We start from the raw sequence: 15,793 nt of genomic DNA on the forward strand, positions 1-15,793 counted from the left end.
AATGGCTCGGGTTGTCCCTGAGCCATTTTCACCTTGAATGATGGCTTAGATCCGCCCCTGATAGCGCAGGGGGAAGCGGCCCTGACTGTCAGGCTGGCCGAGGAAGGGGAGCCCCTGCTGCATCTGCGGTGGCAGTTCTGGGCCCGGTTTCAGGGTGCCCTGGAACAGGTATTGGCCATTGGGTTGCAGCTCGAGGCGACCCATGGTCTGCACCGCATCCGAGCCCTGCTTGAGTTCAGCCACCAGTTTGGAGTCGAGGCAGGTGAGCTTCAGCTCGGGGTCGGCCAGATCCAGCTTGCCCGCCGGGGTATCGGCACTGGCGTTGTACCAGTCGAGGTTGCCGTAGAGGTTGTCACACCAGGGGTTGCCCTGGGCAAACTGCTCCACTTTAAGCTGCAGCTGGCCGCTGACGGTGATCGGGATCGGCAGGCGCATCGGCACCCGGCTCAGCAACCAGGGGGCGGGGGCGTTGAGGGTCAGATCCCGGCCGAAGACGGCGCCATTCCAGCCGACAACGCCCTGACCATTGAGTCCGTTGCGATCGCCAAAGCGAATGGCCACTTCGGGGGCGAAGCGCAGCAGCGACCAGCCGTTGAGATCCCAGCGCAGCTGGTTCACCGATTCGCTGGCATATTGCAGTCGGGCAATCTGGCCACTCCAGAGGGTGCCGCTCACCCCTTCCAGTTTCAGCAGGTTGGCAACGTTGGCAGGCAGCGGCAGATGGCGAGCCACCAGTGCCGCGGGCAGGGTGGCCAGCAGGAAGAGCAGATAGGCTGCCAGAAACAGGCTGGCAATCAGGATGCGTTTTTTCATTGTGGACGACTCAACTGCAAACGTCTGACCTTGACCAGACCCGGGGCCAGATCCTCGCGGGCGATATCGATGATTTGAACCTGAATACCGTGCTGCTCCACCAGCGTGGAGAGCCAGAGCAGCAAGTCATCGAACTGGACTGTGTCGATCCACACTTGCAGCTCCTGCGCCTGGGGTTGCAGGCGGGCAATCTTGATCTTGTGGTTGAAGGCGGTGCGGTTGACCACCCCTTCCAGGGTGCCGCTGGTGTCGATCTGGCGACCCGATCCCCCCTGCATGGCCAGCACCTCTTCCCCCTTCTCCTTGAGCCAGGCGAGGGTCTGCTGCTGGTTCTGCACCTGCCGCTCCCGCTCCGCGATGCGGTTGGTGATGGGCTGCCAGACGCTCCAGTAGAAGAGACCGACCAGCAGCAGAACGCCGCCTGCGACCACCAGCCGCTGTTCCCGTGCGGTGATGCCGTGCCACCAGCTCTGCAATTTTTCCATCATGATGATTTACCCTTGAGCACCAGTGCGCCCTCTACCTTGCCCTCGGTGCTGCGCACCTCGCCTTGCTGTACCTCGAATTGCTTGCCAGCCAGCTCACGGAACCGCTCGATCTCGGCAAAGCCGGGAGCGGTCACCTGCAGCCTCAGCTCGCGGCGACTGGCATCAAAGCGCATCACCTGCGGCTTGAGGCCGGGTACTTCGGCAAAGGTGGGGGCCAGTTCGGTGAGCATCAGCAGCACGCCGTTTTGCGGGGCTTGTCCCATCTGTTGCAGATGCTGGTTCATCTGGCTGCGTACGTTCACGATGCGGCTCTCACCCGGGAAGATGCGGGTATAGACGGCACGGATCTCCGCCTTGAGGGCCTTGTCCTGCTCGGTGAGCTGATAGAGCTGCACCCCGCGCTGGCCGAGGGCCACCAGCAGCAGCAAGCCTGCGGTGATGGCCACCTTGCGCCACTGCAACCAGTAGCGGGCATATTCGGTCTGGGGTCGATAGGGGCCGGTCAGCAGGTTGGCGCGGCAGGTGAGGGCCCCCTTGGCCAGCAGCAGCATAGGGAGTTCGGGCTCCGCCGCCTGCCAGTTGGCGGCGGCAATGGCGGGCACCGGGGTGTGGCTGTGGATGGTGACCGGCTCCGCTTCGGTTGCCAGCAAGATAGTCAGCAGCGGTTCGTCAGCGACGATCCCCTGACAGGGGCCCTGGCGTACCAGCCACTCGCTGCCGAGTTGCAGCGCAGACCAGCCATCAGCGGCCTGTGGCAGCGCCAGCACATCGGGCAGCAGTTGCAGGCTTTTGAGGCCAGCGGCATCGAGCCAGCCGAGCCACTCGCCCATCTTCTGCCGATCCACCGCCATCAGGTCGACCTGTTGCCCCTCGTGGGCCAGCACCACCAGATGGAGCTCGTCCACGTCGGAGGCGATCTGCTCCTCCAGCAGGTAGGGAAGGGCCGCCGCCGACTGGCGGTTGTAGCGACCCGGCAGGGTGACGCGCCGGAAGATAAGATCGCTGCCCGGCACCAGGGTGACCACGAGGCGGCCACCGGCCCGCTCCTGCAGCTCGCCCAGAGCATCGGCCGAGGGCAGGGTGCCGGAGGCGATGATCTCCTGCTCCTGACCGGACCAGACCAGCCAGGCTACGGGTTGTTGTTTATTGGTCCCCAGTCGGATGACCAGACTTTCGCTCACGCATCTCTCTCCTGCGATACCAGTTTGCAAAGGGCGTTGTGCGCCTTGGCAACCGGTGCGCAGCCCGCAGGCTGCATCCAACATCTCTCGTACCCGCGGGCGAGGGCCTGCAGGTGCGCTGTTTATTCGGCGCCGCTACTGAGGCGGCGCAGCATCACCAGTTTATTGTCCTTGCCCCGCTGGAACAGGGTTTCGAGCCAGGCCCGGTTATCGCCGACCTCGGCCACGACTCGGGCTTCGAAGAAGTCGCTCTTGACCACCAGCGCCTCTTTCAGTCCTTTCACCGAATCGACCGGAGCGAGCATGTCTGTCATCAGCTTGCTCTCTTTCCATCCCTTCTGTGGCCGCTCGTTCAGTACTCGCTTGGCATCATCCAGCCCGATAGTGCCCAGATAGAGGGCGACCAGCAGATCGGGGCGCTGGGGCAGCAGGGTGTTGATATTGATCTTCAGCTTGTCGCTTGGCAGCGTGCAGACATAGGGGGCCAGTTTGGCATAGACCCTGGCCGTCACCCCGCGCACCGCCCGCAGCTCATCCTTGCCCAGCATCCACTGGTTGGCGGTCAGATAGGGTGGCTTGAGCCCCTCGTAATAGGCGTCCTCGGCGCCAAGGCTGGAGACCAGCACCGTATCCTTGTCGGTCCAGTCACGGATGGCATCGGTGAGCTGGGCCGCCTCGTAATCATCCATCGCCAGCTGCTTGAGCAGTTCGCGAAACACCTGCACCGGATAGGGCTGCTGCGCCAGCTCCTCGCCGCTCCCCGCCTTGGCGGCCACGCTCAGGCTGTTGAGGTTGAAGCAGGATTGCAGGTCGGTCACCTCGCCCTTGAGCTGGCCATCGTCCACCGGAAATACAGTGTTCTTGCGGGCCCAGTTCTGGCTGAGGTTGACCACCTCGGGATTGTCCTTGAAATCCTGCGTCAGCACCTTGCTCACCAGCGCCTCTGCCGAGAGGGCATACCACCATGCCTGTTTGCCGGTGGTGATGTTGGCGGTGCGGCGCAGCTCAAGCTGCAGGCGGCCGCTCATATTGCTGGCGATGATCACCATTACCGAGAGGATCAGCAGCACCACCAGCAGCGCCATGCCGCGCTGGCGATCGGGTGCGGCGAGATTAGCCCGCATTGGTGCCCCCTCCGTTCTGGCTGTCACCATTACCGCCATTGGTATTGCCGTTGCCGCCGTTGTTCCCGTTATTGCTGTTGTTGCCGCCCCCCTGGTCGGGGTTGCTGCTCTGGCTGTTCTCTTCGGCGCGCTGGCCACCGGCACCAATCAGGAACTGGCGGCGAATGGTGCCGTAATCTTCCAGATCCAGCTCCACTGCCAGCCCGTGGGGCAGCACGCTGCGCTGGGTCCACTCCTCCTTCCAGTTGCCCTTGTCGAAGAAGTAGAGGCGAAGCGCCGTGACCCCCGTCAGCACCGGCTGGATGCGCGGCTCGGTACCGATCACCGGATCCGGATAGAGATAGCTCAGGCGCTCCAGCTTCTGATCCTTGAGGCGCCAACCGACCCGTTGCAGATGGGAGCGGGGCAGCATGCCGTCCGGGTTGAGCCAGCCGCTGCGCATAAAGGCCATGCCCCAGTCATCGCTCTGCTGGCCGAACCGGGAGGCCGCCAGCAGCACCTTGTTGTTCTCCCCCTCGATGCGACCGCTGCGCGGCACCATCTGGGTGATGTCTCGCTCCAGCAGGGTGAAGGCGAGTTGCAGTTCGTTGAGGCGGGCCTCCTTGCGCTTGGCCACCTCGTCGCTGGTGAGCACCCCCTGAAGCACCTGATAGGCGCCCATGCTGAGGCTGGCGAAGATGGCGATCGCCACCAGCATTTCGAGCAGGGTGAAACCGGCATGGCGGACGGGGCGAGGCGTGCGGGCGGAGTGCTGGGTCATCGGCTGATATAGGTCCGCATCATGGCGACCGGGTTCTCGGCCTTGGCCTCGGTGCGCACTTCCATATCGAGTGCCCGGAAGTTGTTGTCGGCGGTGGCGACGCCGCGATAGCGCCAGTACCAGGTGCTGCCCGCCATCTGCTCATCCCCTTCCACCCAGCTGTCACCAGGCCACTTGTTATCGAGCTTCTGTTGCACCAGCTGGTTCTCCACCACCCAGGTGGCCAGGGTCTTCTGCTCCAGATAGTTGAGGGCCGAGAGGTGTTCGCTGGCGGTTTTCATTACCGCCAGACCCGCGATGGCAAAGACCGCCAGTGCGACCATCACTTCGAGTAGTGTCATACCGCGGGCGTTCATTCGCTCACCTCTTCATCTTCATCGCCGGTGAGCAGGGTGAGGCGGCCGAACTCGTCCCCTTTGACGATGCGGGTGTAGCGGGCATCGTCATCCTGCTGGGTGAAGGTGAGCACGAACGGGCTCAGCTCGCCGCCCGGGAAGATGAGCAACTGAGGCGTTCGCTCCTTCTCGTCGCGCTTCTGTTCGGTTTTCTCGTCGGAGTCCGGCTGCCAGCCAAAGCCTTCCAGCTCCAGCGCCAGCGTCATGTTCTCGGCCAGTTGCACCGGCCCCAGCTGCTTGTCGCCAGTCAGGGCCAGCCACTTGCGATCTTTGGCCTGACGCTGCATAAACTGCCAGCCGTTATCCTCGATGCGAATGCCTACCAGCCGACCATCCATCACCGCATACTCCTGCGCCAGCTGCAGCGTCGCCATCAGGCGACGCGCCTGCTTATCCAGCTCCCGATCTCCTCTGGCGCCTCCCATGCTGAGAGTGACGGCGGTGGCCACCAGCCCCATCAGCATGGCGACCAACAACACTTCCAGCAGAGTAAAGCCGGATTGGCGATGAAAGGAGAGAGACCGCTTCATGCAGTCAGCTCACAAGGAGTGCGGTGGCGGCACATCACTTATTGGAAATCCTTAAGGTTCCAGTTGCCGATGTCGTCATCGGTACCGGCTTCGCCATCCAGACCCATGGAGAAGATGTCGATCTTGCCGAACTGGCCCGGGCTCAGCAGCTGGTACGGGTTGCCCCAGGGATCTTGCGGCAGGCGCTTGATGTAGCCGCCATCGCGGTAGCTGCGCGGCGCCGGATCGATAGAAGGCTTGGTCACCAGCGCGTCCAGACCCTGTTCGGTGGTCGGGTAGCGGTTGTTGTCCAGCTTGTACATGTCGAGGGCGTTTTCCAGCGCCACGATATCGGAGACCGCTTTCTGCTGATCAGCCTTCTCCTTGTTGCCCATCAGGTTGGGCACCACCAGACTGGCCAGAATGCCGAGGATCACGATGACCACCATGACTTCCAGCAGGGTAAAACCGGATTGACGACGTTTGTTCATGAGTTGCTCCGTAACGAATGAGATGGCATAGCCCATCAGAGAGTGATCACTGGGTGGGTTCGACGGGCCGCCAGCGGCGCCACCGAACACCGGAAAATTACATATTCACCATATTGTTGAGCTCGAGGATCGGCTGCAGGATCGACATCACGATAAACAGCACCACCCCGGCCATGGAGACCACCAGCATGGGTTCGAACACCCCGAGGGCGATATTGACCTGGGATTCAAACTCCCGATCCTGGTTGTCTGCCGCCCGCTCCAGCATGCTGTCGAGCTCGCCGCTCTGCTCGCCGGAGGCGATCATGTGCAGCATCATGGGCGGGAAAATCTTGGTCTCGGTCAGCGACTTGCGCAGACTGGTCCCCTCGCGCACCCGTTCGGCGGCTTCGAGAATGCGCATTCTGGCAAAGTCGTTGGAGAGCACTTCGCCGGAGATTTTCATCCCCTCCAGCAGCGGCACCGCACTGGCGTTGAGGATGCTTAAAGTGCGGGCGAAGCGGGCGGTGTTGAGACCGCGGCTGACCCGGCCAATCACCGGCAGACCGAGCAGCACCTGATGCCAGCGTCTGCGGCGCTTTTCATCGGTGAGCCACCAGCGCCAGACAAAGCTGCCAAGGAATATCAGCAGCAGGAACCAGAGGCCGTAGGCCTGCATCAGCTCGCTGGTACCGATGAGAAAACGGGTGGTGCCCGGCAGCTGCTGGCCCATGTGTTCAAACTGGGCCACCACCTTGGGTACCACGGCGGTAAGCAGGATCGAGATAACCCCGATGGCGACACAGGTGAGCACGATGGGGTAGATCATCGCCTGCAGCAGCTTGGTGCGCATATGCTGGCGCTGTTCGGTGTAGTCGGCGAGGCGGTTGAGCACTTTTTCCAGATGGCCCGATTTTTCACCGGCCGCCACCATGGAGCGAAACAGCTGGTCGAACACATGGGGGAAGGCCCCCAGCGAGTCGGCCAGCGAATAACCTTCCACCACCTTGCTGCGCACGGTCGCCACCAGAGAGCGCAAGTGGGCTTTTTCGCACTGCTCGGCCACCGCCTTGAGCGCCTCTTCGATGGTGAGACCGGCGCCCACCAGAGTGGCCAGCTGGCGAGTGATCAGGGCCAGCTCGGCTGTGCTGGCGCCTCGCCGAAACAGGGCGAAGCGGGTCGCCTCCCGTTTCGCCTTCTCGGTGGTCTCGTTCACCTCGAGGGGGGTGAGCCCCTGCTCGCGCAGCAACTGGCGTACCTGACGGGCCGAGTCGCCCTCCATTACGCCGCTCTTGCTGCGTCCCTTGTTGTCGAGGGCCTTGTATTCGAATGCCGCCATCTCAATCTTCCCGGGTCACGCGCAGCACCTCTTCGAGGCTGGTCTGCCCCTTGAGGACCTTGTCGATACCGTCGCGTCGGATGCTGGGGGTGTGGCCGCGGATCAGCCGCTCGATGGCGAGCTCGCCGCTGGCGCTGTGAATGGCTTCACGCACCGCTTCGTCGATCACCACCAGCTCGTGGATGCCGGTCCGGCCACGGTAGCCGGAGTGGTTGCACAGCTCGCATCCAACCGGACGCCACACCTGCTGATCGGGGGCCAGCTCGATGCCCATGGCGAGGCGCTCCTGCTCGGTGATGGGGCGCGGGGCACGGCAATCGGGGCAGAGGGTGCGCACCAGCCGCTGGGCCAGCACCGCCAGCAGGGACGATGAGAGCAGGAAGGGTTCGATCCCCATGTCCCGCATCCGGGTGATAGCGCCGATGGCTGTGTTGGTGTGCAGGGTCGACATCACCAGGTGACCGGTCAGCGACGCCTGTACCGCGATCTGGGCGGTTTCAAGGTCACGAATTTCCCCCACCATCACTACGTCCGGATCCTGGCGCAGAATGGCGCGCAGGCCGCGGGCGAAGGTCATGTCCACCTTGGTGTTGACCTGGGTCTGGCCTACCCCTTCGAGGTCATATTCGATGGGGTCTTCCACCGTCAGAATGTTGCGATCCCGCGAGTTGATTTCAGACAGCGCCGCATAGAGGGTGGTGGATTTACCGGAACCGGTCGGGCCGGTGACCAGAATAATGCCGTGGGGCTTGCGAATGAGTTCGCTGATGATGGTGCGGTTGGCCGCGGTCATCCCCAGCTGCTTGAGCTCGAGGCGCACGTTGTTCTTGTCGAGCAGACGCAATACCACCCGCTCGCCGTAGCTGGACGGCATGGTGGAGACCCGCACGTCGACGGCGCGGCCACCGATACGCAACGAGATACGGCCATCCTGCGGTACCCGCTTCTCGGCGATATCCATCCGCGACATCACCTTGATCCGCGAGACCAGGAGTGATGCCAGCTTGCGATGGGGGCGCAGGATCTCCCGCAGCACCCCATCGATGCGAAAACGGATCACCAGTGCCCGCTCGAAGGTCTCGATATGGATATCGGAGGCCTCCTCCTTGATCGCCTCGCTCAACATGGCGTTGATGAGGCGAATGATGGGGGCATCGTCATCGGCATCCAGCAGGTCTTCGCTTTGCGGCAGCTCTTCGGCCAGCGCGAAGAAGTCCATCTCGTTGCCGAGATCTTCCATCAGCTGGCGCGCTTCGGAGGAGTCGCGCTGGTAGTGAGCCATCAGCAGCTCTTCGAAGGCTTCGTTGTCGAGCTGCTCCACCGCGAAGCTGCAACCCGCTACTCGCCGCACTTCCAGCAGGGCTTGCGGGGTGACGCCGGGGCGGCACTGCAGCACGGGGGCGCCCTCCCGCTCAATCAGGATCACCCCGAAGTTGCGGGCAAAGACAAAGGGGAGCTCGGGCAGTGGCGCAGGCCCGACGCTTCCATCCAGATGGTAGGCACTCATCAGGGCTTACTCTGCACAAACGGGGTGGTGGTCTCGACAGTGCTTTGCTGTCTGCTCCGCATCTCGTTGATCTGCTTCTGGATCTCTTTTTGCAGCTCGGGCGACACCATCACATCCTGGCCATAGGCAGGCAATACCTGACGGGCGGGGGAGGTGAGATACCCCTCCTGCGAGGCGGCATTGAGCTGCTCGGCGCGGAACAGGCTGTATTTGTTGCTGGAGACACCGGTATAGACATCCGCATCACGCAAGATGGTCGGCCGGATAAAGACCATCAGGTTGCGCTTGGAGGTGGTGTTGGAGGTGGAGCGGAACAGATAGCCCAGCACCGGAATATCGCCAAGCAGCGGCACCTTGGAGACCTGCTCCTTGGTCTGTTCGTCCATCAAACCGCCCAGCACCACAGTTTCGCCGCTTTTGACCAGCACCGCGTTCTTGACGGTACGGGTATCGAAAGTGGGGCCAAGGTTGGCAGTACCGGTCGCCTGGGTCTGGGCGACGCTGGAGACCTCCTGCTCGATATTGAGCAGCACCGAATCCCCTTCGTTGATCTGCGGGGTCACCACCAGCTTGGTGCCCACCGTCTTGCGCTCGATGGTGTTGAACACCTGATCGCTGGTGGTGGAGCTTTGCGAACCGCTCTGGACCGGGACCTCCTGACCGACGTTGAAGGAGGCCTCCTTGTTGTCCATGGTGACGATACTCGGGGTGGAGAGAATATCGTTCTTGGTGTTGGAGGCCAGCGCCGTGGCCAGCATGGCCCAGTCGCCGTGATAGAAACCGGCGGCCATGCCGTTGAACTCTTTCAGCAGACCGGCAGCGGTGTCGGTCTTGCCATTCTGGTAATCCTTGCCCGCCGCAATGGCGCTGCCGAGAGGCAGACCTGAGTTGGTGAACTGGGTGCCACCGCCGTTGGCATTGCCCCACTGGACGCCAAGGGTGAGGCCGTCACCATCCTGCATCTCGACGATGATCGCCTCCACCAGCACCTGGGCGCGGCGGATATCGAGCTTGGCCACCACTTGCTCCAGTTCGGACATCACGTCCGGCTGGGCGGTGATGACCAGCGCATTGGTGGTCTCGTCGGCTGAGATGGCCAGCTTGCCACCGCCGATGCTGGCGCCACCTGTGGTTGCGCCGCCGCCCTTCTTGTCGGCCTCGATGCTGGAGCTGACCCCCTTGAGCACCTCGACCATATCTTTGGCCTTGCCATATTTGAGGTAGAAGACCCGGGTGTTGCCCTGGCTTTGCAGGTCGCGGTCGAGCTGGCGCACCATCTGGATGATGCGGGCGCGCGCTTTCGGCTCACCACTCACCACCACAGAGTTGGTGCGCTCGTCGGCCACCACCTTGGGGGAGAGCAGCAGGGAGGCGGTGCCGCCCTGCGGGTTGCCATCCTTGTTGAGGTTGGTTACCAGCCGCACCATTTCACCCGCCGAGGCGAACTTGAGCTTGATGATGTCCACATCCTGATCGCCTGCGCGGTCGACCCGGTTCACCACCTCTACCAGACGATTGACCACGGCGGCGCGGCCGGTGATCAGCAGCACGTTGGAGGGCTCGTAGTGCACCACGTTGCCACCGCCGGCGTTGTCGTTGAGCTGGCGCAGCAGCGGCGCCAGTTCACGGACCGAGACGTTGCGCACCGGAACGACCCGGGTCACCATCTCGTCGCCGGAGCCCGGGTTGCTGCCATCCACCACCGGAATGGCGGAGGTCTTGGCATCCCGCGAGCGCAGCACCTTGAGCACCCCGTTGTCCATCGGCACCACGGCAAAGCCGTAGACGTCGAGCACGCTCAGGAAGAACTGGTAGTACTGCTCCTCATTGAGCAGGTCGTAGCTGCGCACGTTGATCTTGCCGCGCACCGATGGCTCTATGATGATGGTTTTATTGAGGTTCTTGCCCACCGTATTGATGAATTCTTCAATGTCGGCGTTCTTGAAACTGGCAGAGTATTCGGTGGCCCATGCTGAGCCCGCCATCATCAGTGCCGCTGCGATAGTGGCCAGACGCCAGCTTTTCCCTTTAGTGGTCATTATTGGTACGACTCCAAATCATTATTCTGACAAGCGCACATAGATGTCGAACTGTTCGCCCTGTCGCTCGACGGTCACTGTCATTTCCGTTGCGCCAGCCATCTGCTGCATCGCCTGCATGGCTTGCATGTTGTCCCGTAAATCCAGCCCGTTGATGCTGATGGCCAGGTCATTGGCCTGCAGCCCGCTCTGGTTGAAAAACTCAGGATTGCTGCCCGGGTTGAGGCGATAGCCGGTCATGCGGCCATCCACCTGAACCGGTGAAATATTGAGGTAATCGGTGATCTTGCCCGGATCGGCCATCAGCTCGCTGCGCAGGGAGCCAAGGGGGGCGGCGTTGGTCTGCGGCAGCGGCTTGCCATACTCCTCGCCATCCAGCATCAGGGTCTCGTCGCGGCCATCCCGCTCGATGATCACCCGATCCGGATAGACCTGCCGGATCCGCGCCTGGGTGCCGTCAATCATGTCACCGACCCCATAGGAGTTCTGGATGCCGGACATGGCGATGATGGCGATGGATTTGGCGGGATCCGAGCTGGCCAGCACTCCGTTGAGCTGGGCATTGAGCTGGGTACGCGGCGCATTGGCGGCCACGGCGGCTTTGGCCTGTGCCTTGGGGATCGCCTTGCCAAACAGCGCCAGTCGGCTCACCTCGCCCAGTTCAAGGCGCGGGTTGCTCTGACCGCTGACCGCCACTGCGGAGGGTTGCCACGGTTGGCTGATTTGCGGGCTTGCCAGGGTGAGCAGACGCCAGGTAAGGGCGGCGCTCTGCTGGGCCAGCATGAGCAGCAGCGCCAGAAAGGCCACCTGGGTGACTCTGGTCATGGGAAGCCGCCGGCACTGGGCCAGCAGCATGGTCAAGATGTCATCCCTGAATCGTAGCGTCATATTAATCAACAAATTCCAGGCTCTGGGGCGGCTGAGTATTGTGTACGGCCGGTGGCTGTGACACAACGGGTCGGGGCGCGCCAAACCGTAAAAATGGATATTTCATCACACCGTAAACCTTTGAATGCTCACAAAAGTGGCACTCAGGTGAGGTGCATCCTGCTTGCCAGTGAACATCAGGGTACGGTGCGTACTCACCCTCGCCAATCCTGCAGCGCCTTGAGGGTCACGCTCTGTCCGGCGACCTGCAGCACTATGTATTGCTGGTCGATGGTCGCGAGCACGACTCCCGGGGCGATTTCGCTCCCCTCCCGGTATTCCCGGCCATTGAGCACCACGGCCCGCTTGGCGGGGTTGGAGGAGAATACATGAGAGCCATAGCTCAATTGCGGTACCTGCTGGCGCACCGATTGGGGTGCCGAGCCCAGCGCCATCAACTGGGCCGGTTGCACGTTGTTCTGGCCGGTGGGGTGTGGCGTCTCCTGCAATGGGGTTTCATTGAGGGCTTTCATCAGCTGCTCGGCCAGACTCAGCGCGGGGGTATTCCCCTGACTGGTCCCTTCGTTTTTGGCCACTGCTCTGGGTTGGACCACCGGCTCCGGCAGGGGCGGGGGCAGCGGACGGGTCACCATCGCCTTGGGTTCGACCCGCACGAAGGGTGGAGTGATCACCTCTTTCACCTCCACCTTCTCCTCGATGGGGCGCAGGTGGAGCAGATGCCAGCCATAGTTGGCGCCCGCCCCCAGCAACAGGGCCAGGGGGGCCAGCAGCCAGCCGATGCGGCGTGGGCTGCGCTCCTCTTCCCGGGGCATGGGCAAGCCCATGGCTGGAATATGGGCGGAGAGTTGCGGTTGCTGCGCACGGCGCAGCGCCTTGAGCAGGGTAGACATCAGGAGGCCTCCTCCAGTCTGGGCATGGGTTCACCGGAGAGGGCGTTGAGACGCAGCAGGGTGTTGCTGCCCGCGATGCCATCAGGGGTCAGCCCCTGATCCCGCTGGAACTGCTGCAGCTTGCTTTTGAGCTCGCCATCGAAACGGCGCACCTTGCGCTCGGGTTGTTGCAACGCACGGCTCAGGGCATTGTCGAGCCACTGGATCTGGGTCTGACCGGCATTGCTGGCGATCAGGCTCACACCCCCTTTCGGCATACGCCAGAGCAGGGTGTAGCTACCGCCCCAGTTATCGCTGAGCCACTGGCGATCCACCTGCCAGCTTTGGTCGCCGATCATCAGGCTGGCTTTGTTCGGCCCCAGATTGACCAGGGTCGCATAGTAGAGGCCGCCAGTCTGGTCAGTGAGCGTGATCATGGCGGGATACTGCAGGGCGCGCAGCTCGTCAAGGCTTGCCTCTCCCTCCTGACAGCGCAGACCGGCACGGGGGGCGTTATCGCAGGTTGCTTCGAACGGTTCCGGTTCATAACCCCAGACCCGATAGAGATTCTGCATGGCGCTGTCGGGGTCGATGGCCTGATTGATCGCCTCGGTCAGCTGCTCCTGCTGCTCGGCGGTCTCGTCGATGGTGACCGGCACCTCGACCTTGACTACCGGACGGGTGGGGAACACGCCGAAAAATTGCCAGCCCCACCAGCCTGCGGCCACCAGCAGGGCGCCTGCCAGCGTCACCATCAGGCCGGAGGCCCAGCTTCCTTCGTCCCGAACGCCATTGACCTCGAAGGCAGCCTGGCTGATATCGCCGTGGACAATCTTGTAGCTGCCACGGGCGAAAGCGGCGATCAGGGCGCGGTCGCAGATGAGGTTGATGAAACGGGGGATGCCGCCACTCAGGCGATGAAGCGTCTTGATGGCGCGCGGGGTGAAGATGGGTTGTACGCAGCCTGCAACTTGCAGCCGGAAGCGGACGTAGGCATCCACATCGCTGTGAGAGAGCGGCAGCAGGTGATAGCGGGCGGTAATGCGCTGAGCCAGCTGACGCAGCAGGGGTTGGCGCAGCATCTGTTGCAGCTCGGGCTGACCGATCAGCACCACTTGCAGCAGTTTTCGTTCATCGGTCTCGAGGTTGGTGAGCAGACGCAGCTGCTCCAGTACGCCGGGCAGCAGGTGCTGCGCCTCATCCACCAGTACCACGCTGCGCTTGCCTGCCGCCAGGTTGGCCAGCAGGTGATCGCGAATGAGGTCGAACAGCCGCTTGATCCCGGCATCTTCGGGATAGGGGAGTTGAAACTCGTCACAGATGGCGGCCAGCAGATCCCGTTCGGTCAGAGAGGGATTGAGGATATAGGCGATCTCGGTTTCGGCGGGCAGCTGTTGCAGCAGGCAGCGGGAGACGGTGGTTTTGCCGGTGCCCACTTCGCCGGTCAGCAGCACAAAGCCGCCGCCATCCTGCAATCCATAGTTGAGATGAGCAAGGGCTTCGCCGTGGCGCTCGCTCATATAGAGGTACTTGGGATTGGGCGAGATGGAAAACGGGTGTTCCGAGAGGCCGAAGAACTGTGTGTACATGAGGGTATTCTTTTGTAGCCGGCGACAGATGAAAAATGTCTCCGGATGATAGCAAACCTCGCTTTCATTGGAAGCCATCATTGGCGCCGAAGGGCAAATTGCGGCCTTTTCCTGCCATCTTGTGATCCCGGTTGCGTCATTGGCACAAGTCCGGATCACAAAATGACAAAAAATAGCTGTAAATAAAGGGAAATATCAATATGGGCGCGGCGTGGCAAAGGCCGTCAGCATGGCGCTGAATCGGCGATCGCCAGACCTGTTTGTGTACAATTTATGACGCCTGTTGCTCTGTCAGCCATCAGGGCAAGCTGGTCGGAATGTACTTGCTCAGTGGTGATCCTGAAACTGCGCGGCAATCTCCCTGAACTGCGCCTCACAGGCGAGAAACGCCGCGACGATGCCGGGATCAAAATGGCTGCCGCTCCCCTTCACGATGATCTCCTTCGCTTCCTCATGGCTGAAAGCAGGTTTGTAGACCCGTTTCGAGATGAGGGCATCGTAGACATCCGCTACCGCCATCAAACGCCCGGAGAGGGGAATGTCCTCACCCGCCAGCCCAGCCGGATAGCCGCTGCCATCCCACTTCTCGTGGTGGGTGAGGGAGATCTCCCGGGCCAGCCGCAAGAAGGAGTTGGAGCCCAGCTGCGCCTCGGCGCTCGCCAGCGCATCGGCGCCGATCTGCGGGTGGCGCTTCATGATGGCGAACTCCTCGTCGGTCAGCTTGCCCGGTTTGAGCAGGATGGCATCGGGAATGCCCACCTTGCCCACATCGTGCAGAGGGGCCGACTTGAACAGCAGGTCGATGGTGGCGTCATCGAGCGGATAGCGATCCCAATCGCTGCGACTGAGGTATTGCGCAAGCGCTTTGACGTAGTGCTGGGTGCGAATGATATGGGCGCCGGTCTCGTTGTCCCGGGTCTCCGCCAGGGAGGCGAGGCCGAGGATGGCCACGTCGCGGGTCAGGTTGAGCTCGTCGCTGCGGGATTTCAGCTCGCCGATCATCTGATTGGTGCTGGCGGCGATAAGGCCAAACTCGTCATCCCGGGTGACCGGCACCCGGGCGTCAAAGTCACCGCACTGCACTCTGGCCATGGTGCGGGTCTGCTGGCGCAAGGAGAGGCCGAGATTGCGACCATAACCGTGGATGATGAGGGCGAGATAACAGAAGGTCACTGTCATTACGAAGGCGATCTCCCACAGGATGTAGTGCTGGGCATCGACCCTCGGCAGACTGCGCTCCACCGTCACCAGCCACTCCAGATCCTTGTTGAACAGCAAGAAGAAGACGCCCCCCAGCAGGGTGAGGGTCGCCAGGGTAAAGAGGGTGAACTTGCGTGGCAGCGGCATGGCCAGCGGGTGGCTCAGAGTCAGGCTCTGCTCGGCTTGCCGTGTTCTGGCCCGATTCCAATCCCGCTCCAGGGTCAGATCGGCCGCCACCAGAAAGCCGAGGGTGGTCATCCCCAGCAGCACCTTGAGGTGACTCTCCAGCGGAAAGTCGTGGGCCAGCGCGTTGTAGCCCGACAGCAGCAGTGCTCCCAGCAGGTAGAAACCGACCTCCAGTCCAAACCCGTCCAGCCCGTTGCGCGGCAGGGGCCGCCTTGAGAGCAGCCAATTGCGCACGGCGAACATGATGGCGAAGGTCACCAGGGTTGGCCCCAGCAACTGGGGCAGGGTGAGACTCTCGAGAAACGGGCAAACCTGCCAGCCATAGAGACAAAATAGTGACAGGGTTACCCCGTAGTGCAGGGCGCAGCGCCCCGTGATCCTCTGCATATTCCCACCCATGTTGCTGGTTATTGTTATGTCGGCGGGAGGCCCGCCA

Annotated in this window: 14 protein-coding genes and 1 pseudogene; all 15 read right to left on the minus strand. The window is 62.3% G+C overall.

What is annotated here, in order from left to right; genetic code table 11:
- Positions 1-45: 45 nt before the first annotated feature.
- Positions 46-813: a GspN family type II secretion system protein ExeN gene (gene exeN, locus ACTG2U_RS19165; RefSeq protein WP_439974946.1), complete on the minus strand. Its 768-nt coding sequence runs from the start codon at positions 811-813 to the stop codon at positions 46-48.
- Entirely contained in the window at positions 810-1,301 is a 492-nt protein-coding gene (gene exeM, locus ACTG2U_RS19170) for a GspM family type II secretion system protein ExeM (protein ID WP_439974947.1), read from the minus strand. Before exeM ends, exeN begins: the two co-directional genes overlap by 4 nt.
- Positions 1,298-2,482: a GspL family type II secretion system protein ExeL gene (gene exeL / locus ACTG2U_RS19175; protein WP_439974948.1), complete on the minus strand. Its 1,185-nt coding sequence runs from the start codon at positions 2,480-2,482 to the stop codon at positions 1,298-1,300. Before exeL ends, exeM begins: the two co-directional genes overlap by 4 nt.
- Before the next feature lie 122 nt (positions 2,483-2,604).
- Positions 2,605-3,606, minus strand: a complete 1,002-nt coding sequence (exeK, locus tag ACTG2U_RS19180; protein WP_439974949.1) for a GspK family T2SS minor pseudopilin variant ExeK — start codon at positions 3,604-3,606, stop codon at positions 2,605-2,607.
- Positions 3,607-3,718: 112 nt separating this feature from the next.
- Positions 3,719-4,366, minus strand: a pseudogene (gene gspJ / locus ACTG2U_RS19185) (type II secretion system minor pseudopilin GspJ); the annotation flags it as partial.
- Positions 4,363-4,722, minus strand: a complete 360-nt coding sequence (gene exeI, locus ACTG2U_RS19190; protein ID WP_439974950.1) for a GspI family T2SS minor pseudopilin variant ExeI — start codon at positions 4,720-4,722, stop codon at positions 4,363-4,365. The gene exeI and the pseudogene gspJ, both read right to left, overlap by 4 nt.
- A complete protein-coding gene (exeH, locus tag ACTG2U_RS19195; RefSeq protein WP_005350046.1) occupies positions 4,719-5,291 on the minus strand; it encodes a GspH family T2SS minor pseudopilin variant ExeH in 573 nt (190 codons plus the stop codon). Before exeH ends, exeI begins: the two co-directional genes overlap by 4 nt.
- Before the next feature lie 38 nt (positions 5,292-5,329).
- Positions 5,330-5,761 carry a GspG family T2SS major pseudopilin variant ExeG gene (gene exeG / locus ACTG2U_RS19200; protein ID WP_005338297.1) on the minus strand — a complete coding sequence of 144 codons (432 nt, stop codon included), beginning with the start codon at positions 5,759-5,761 and terminating at the stop codon, positions 5,330-5,332.
- Between the two features lie 97 nt (positions 5,762-5,858).
- Positions 5,859-7,079 carry a GspF family T2SS innner membrane protein variant ExeF gene (gene exeF / locus ACTG2U_RS19205; protein ID WP_005338296.1) on the minus strand — a complete coding sequence of 407 codons (1,221 nt, stop codon included), beginning with the start codon at positions 7,077-7,079 and terminating at the stop codon, positions 5,859-5,861.
- A gap of 1 nt (position 7,080) precedes the next feature.
- The gene (gene exeE, locus ACTG2U_RS19210) at positions 7,081-8,586 is read right to left on the minus strand and encodes a GspE family T2SS ATPase variant ExeE (protein ID WP_439974951.1); all 1,506 of its coding nucleotides are present in this window, start codon (positions 8,584-8,586) and stop codon (positions 7,081-7,083) included.
- Complete coding sequence (gene exeD, locus ACTG2U_RS19215; RefSeq protein ID WP_159143319.1) at positions 8,586-10,625, minus strand: GspD family T2SS secretin variant ExeD; 2,040 nt, start codon at positions 10,623-10,625, stop codon at positions 8,586-8,588. The genes exeE and exeD overlap by 1 nt, the downstream gene beginning before the upstream one ends.
- A gap of 21 nt (positions 10,626-10,646) precedes the next feature.
- The gene (gene exeC, locus ACTG2U_RS19220; protein WP_302245465.1) at positions 10,647-11,480 is read right to left on the minus strand and encodes a GspC family type II secretion system variant ExeC; all 834 of its coding nucleotides are present in this window, start codon (positions 11,478-11,480) and stop codon (positions 10,647-10,649) included.
- Positions 11,481-11,707: 227 nt separating this feature from the next.
- Positions 11,708-12,403, minus strand: coding sequence for a GspB family T2SS assembly factor variant ExeB (gene exeB / locus ACTG2U_RS19225; protein WP_227096043.1), 696 nt, complete (start codon positions 12,401-12,403; stop codon positions 11,708-11,710).
- Positions 12,403-13,971, minus strand: a complete 1,569-nt coding sequence (locus ACTG2U_RS19230; protein ID WP_302245354.1) for an ExeA family protein — start codon at positions 13,969-13,971, stop codon at positions 12,403-12,405. Before ACTG2U_RS19230 ends, exeB begins: the two co-directional genes overlap by 1 nt.
- Before the next feature lie 327 nt (positions 13,972-14,298).
- Positions 14,299-15,744 (minus strand): HD domain-containing phosphohydrolase, encoded by a 1,446-nt coding sequence (locus ACTG2U_RS19235; protein WP_302245353.1) that lies wholly within the window; start codon positions 15,742-15,744, stop codon positions 14,299-14,301.
- Between the last annotated feature and the right edge of the window lie 49 nt (positions 15,745-15,793).

The organism is Aeromonas sp. 95A (assembly GCF_051919235.1).
GTDB lineage: Bacteria > Pseudomonadota > Gammaproteobacteria > Enterobacterales > Aeromonadaceae > Aeromonas > Aeromonas veronii.

Coding starts and splice junctions, on each gene's coding strand:
- exeE (WP_439974951.1), bottom strand. CDS start 8,586: ATGAGTGCCTACCATCTGGATGGAAGCGTCGGGCCTGCGCCACTGCCC.
- exeG (WP_005338297.1), bottom strand. CDS start 5,761: ATGAACAAACGTCGTCAATCCGGTTTTACCCTGCTGGAAGTCATGGTG.
- exeB (WP_227096043.1), bottom strand. CDS start 12,403: ATGTCTACCCTGCTCAAGGCGCTGCGCCGTGCGCAGCAACCGCAACTC.
- exeH (WP_005350046.1), bottom strand. CDS start 5,291: ATGAAGCGGTCTCTCTCCTTTCATCGCCAATCCGGCTTTACTCTGCTG.
- exeM (WP_439974947.1), bottom strand. CDS start 1,301: ATGATGGAAAAATTGCAGAGCTGGTGGCACGGCATCACCGCACGGGAA.
- exeF (WP_005338296.1), bottom strand. CDS start 7,079: ATGGCGGCATTCGAATACAAGGCCCTCGACAACAAGGGACGCAGCAAG.
- ACTG2U_RS19235 (WP_302245353.1), bottom strand. CDS start 15,744: ATGCAGAGGATCACGGGGCGCTGCGCCCTGCACTACGGGGTAACCCTG.
- ACTG2U_RS19230 (WP_302245354.1), bottom strand. CDS start 13,971: ATGTACACACAGTTCTTCGGCCTCTCGGAACACCCGTTTTCCATCTCG.
- exeI (WP_439974950.1), bottom strand. CDS start 4,722: ATGAACGCCCGCGGTATGACACTACTCGAAGTGATGGTCGCACTGGCG.
- exeK (WP_439974949.1), bottom strand. CDS start 3,606: ATGCGGGCTAATCTCGCCGCACCCGATCGCCAGCGCGGCATGGCGCTG.
- exeD (WP_159143319.1), bottom strand. CDS start 10,625: ATGACCACTAAAGGGAAAAGCTGGCGTCTGGCCACTATCGCAGCGGCA.
- exeC (WP_302245465.1), bottom strand. CDS start 11,480: ATGCTGCTGGCCCAGTGCCGGCGGCTTCCCATGACCAGAGTCACCCAG.
- exeN (WP_439974946.1), bottom strand. CDS start 813: ATGAAAAAACGCATCCTGATTGCCAGCCTGTTTCTGGCAGCCTATCTG.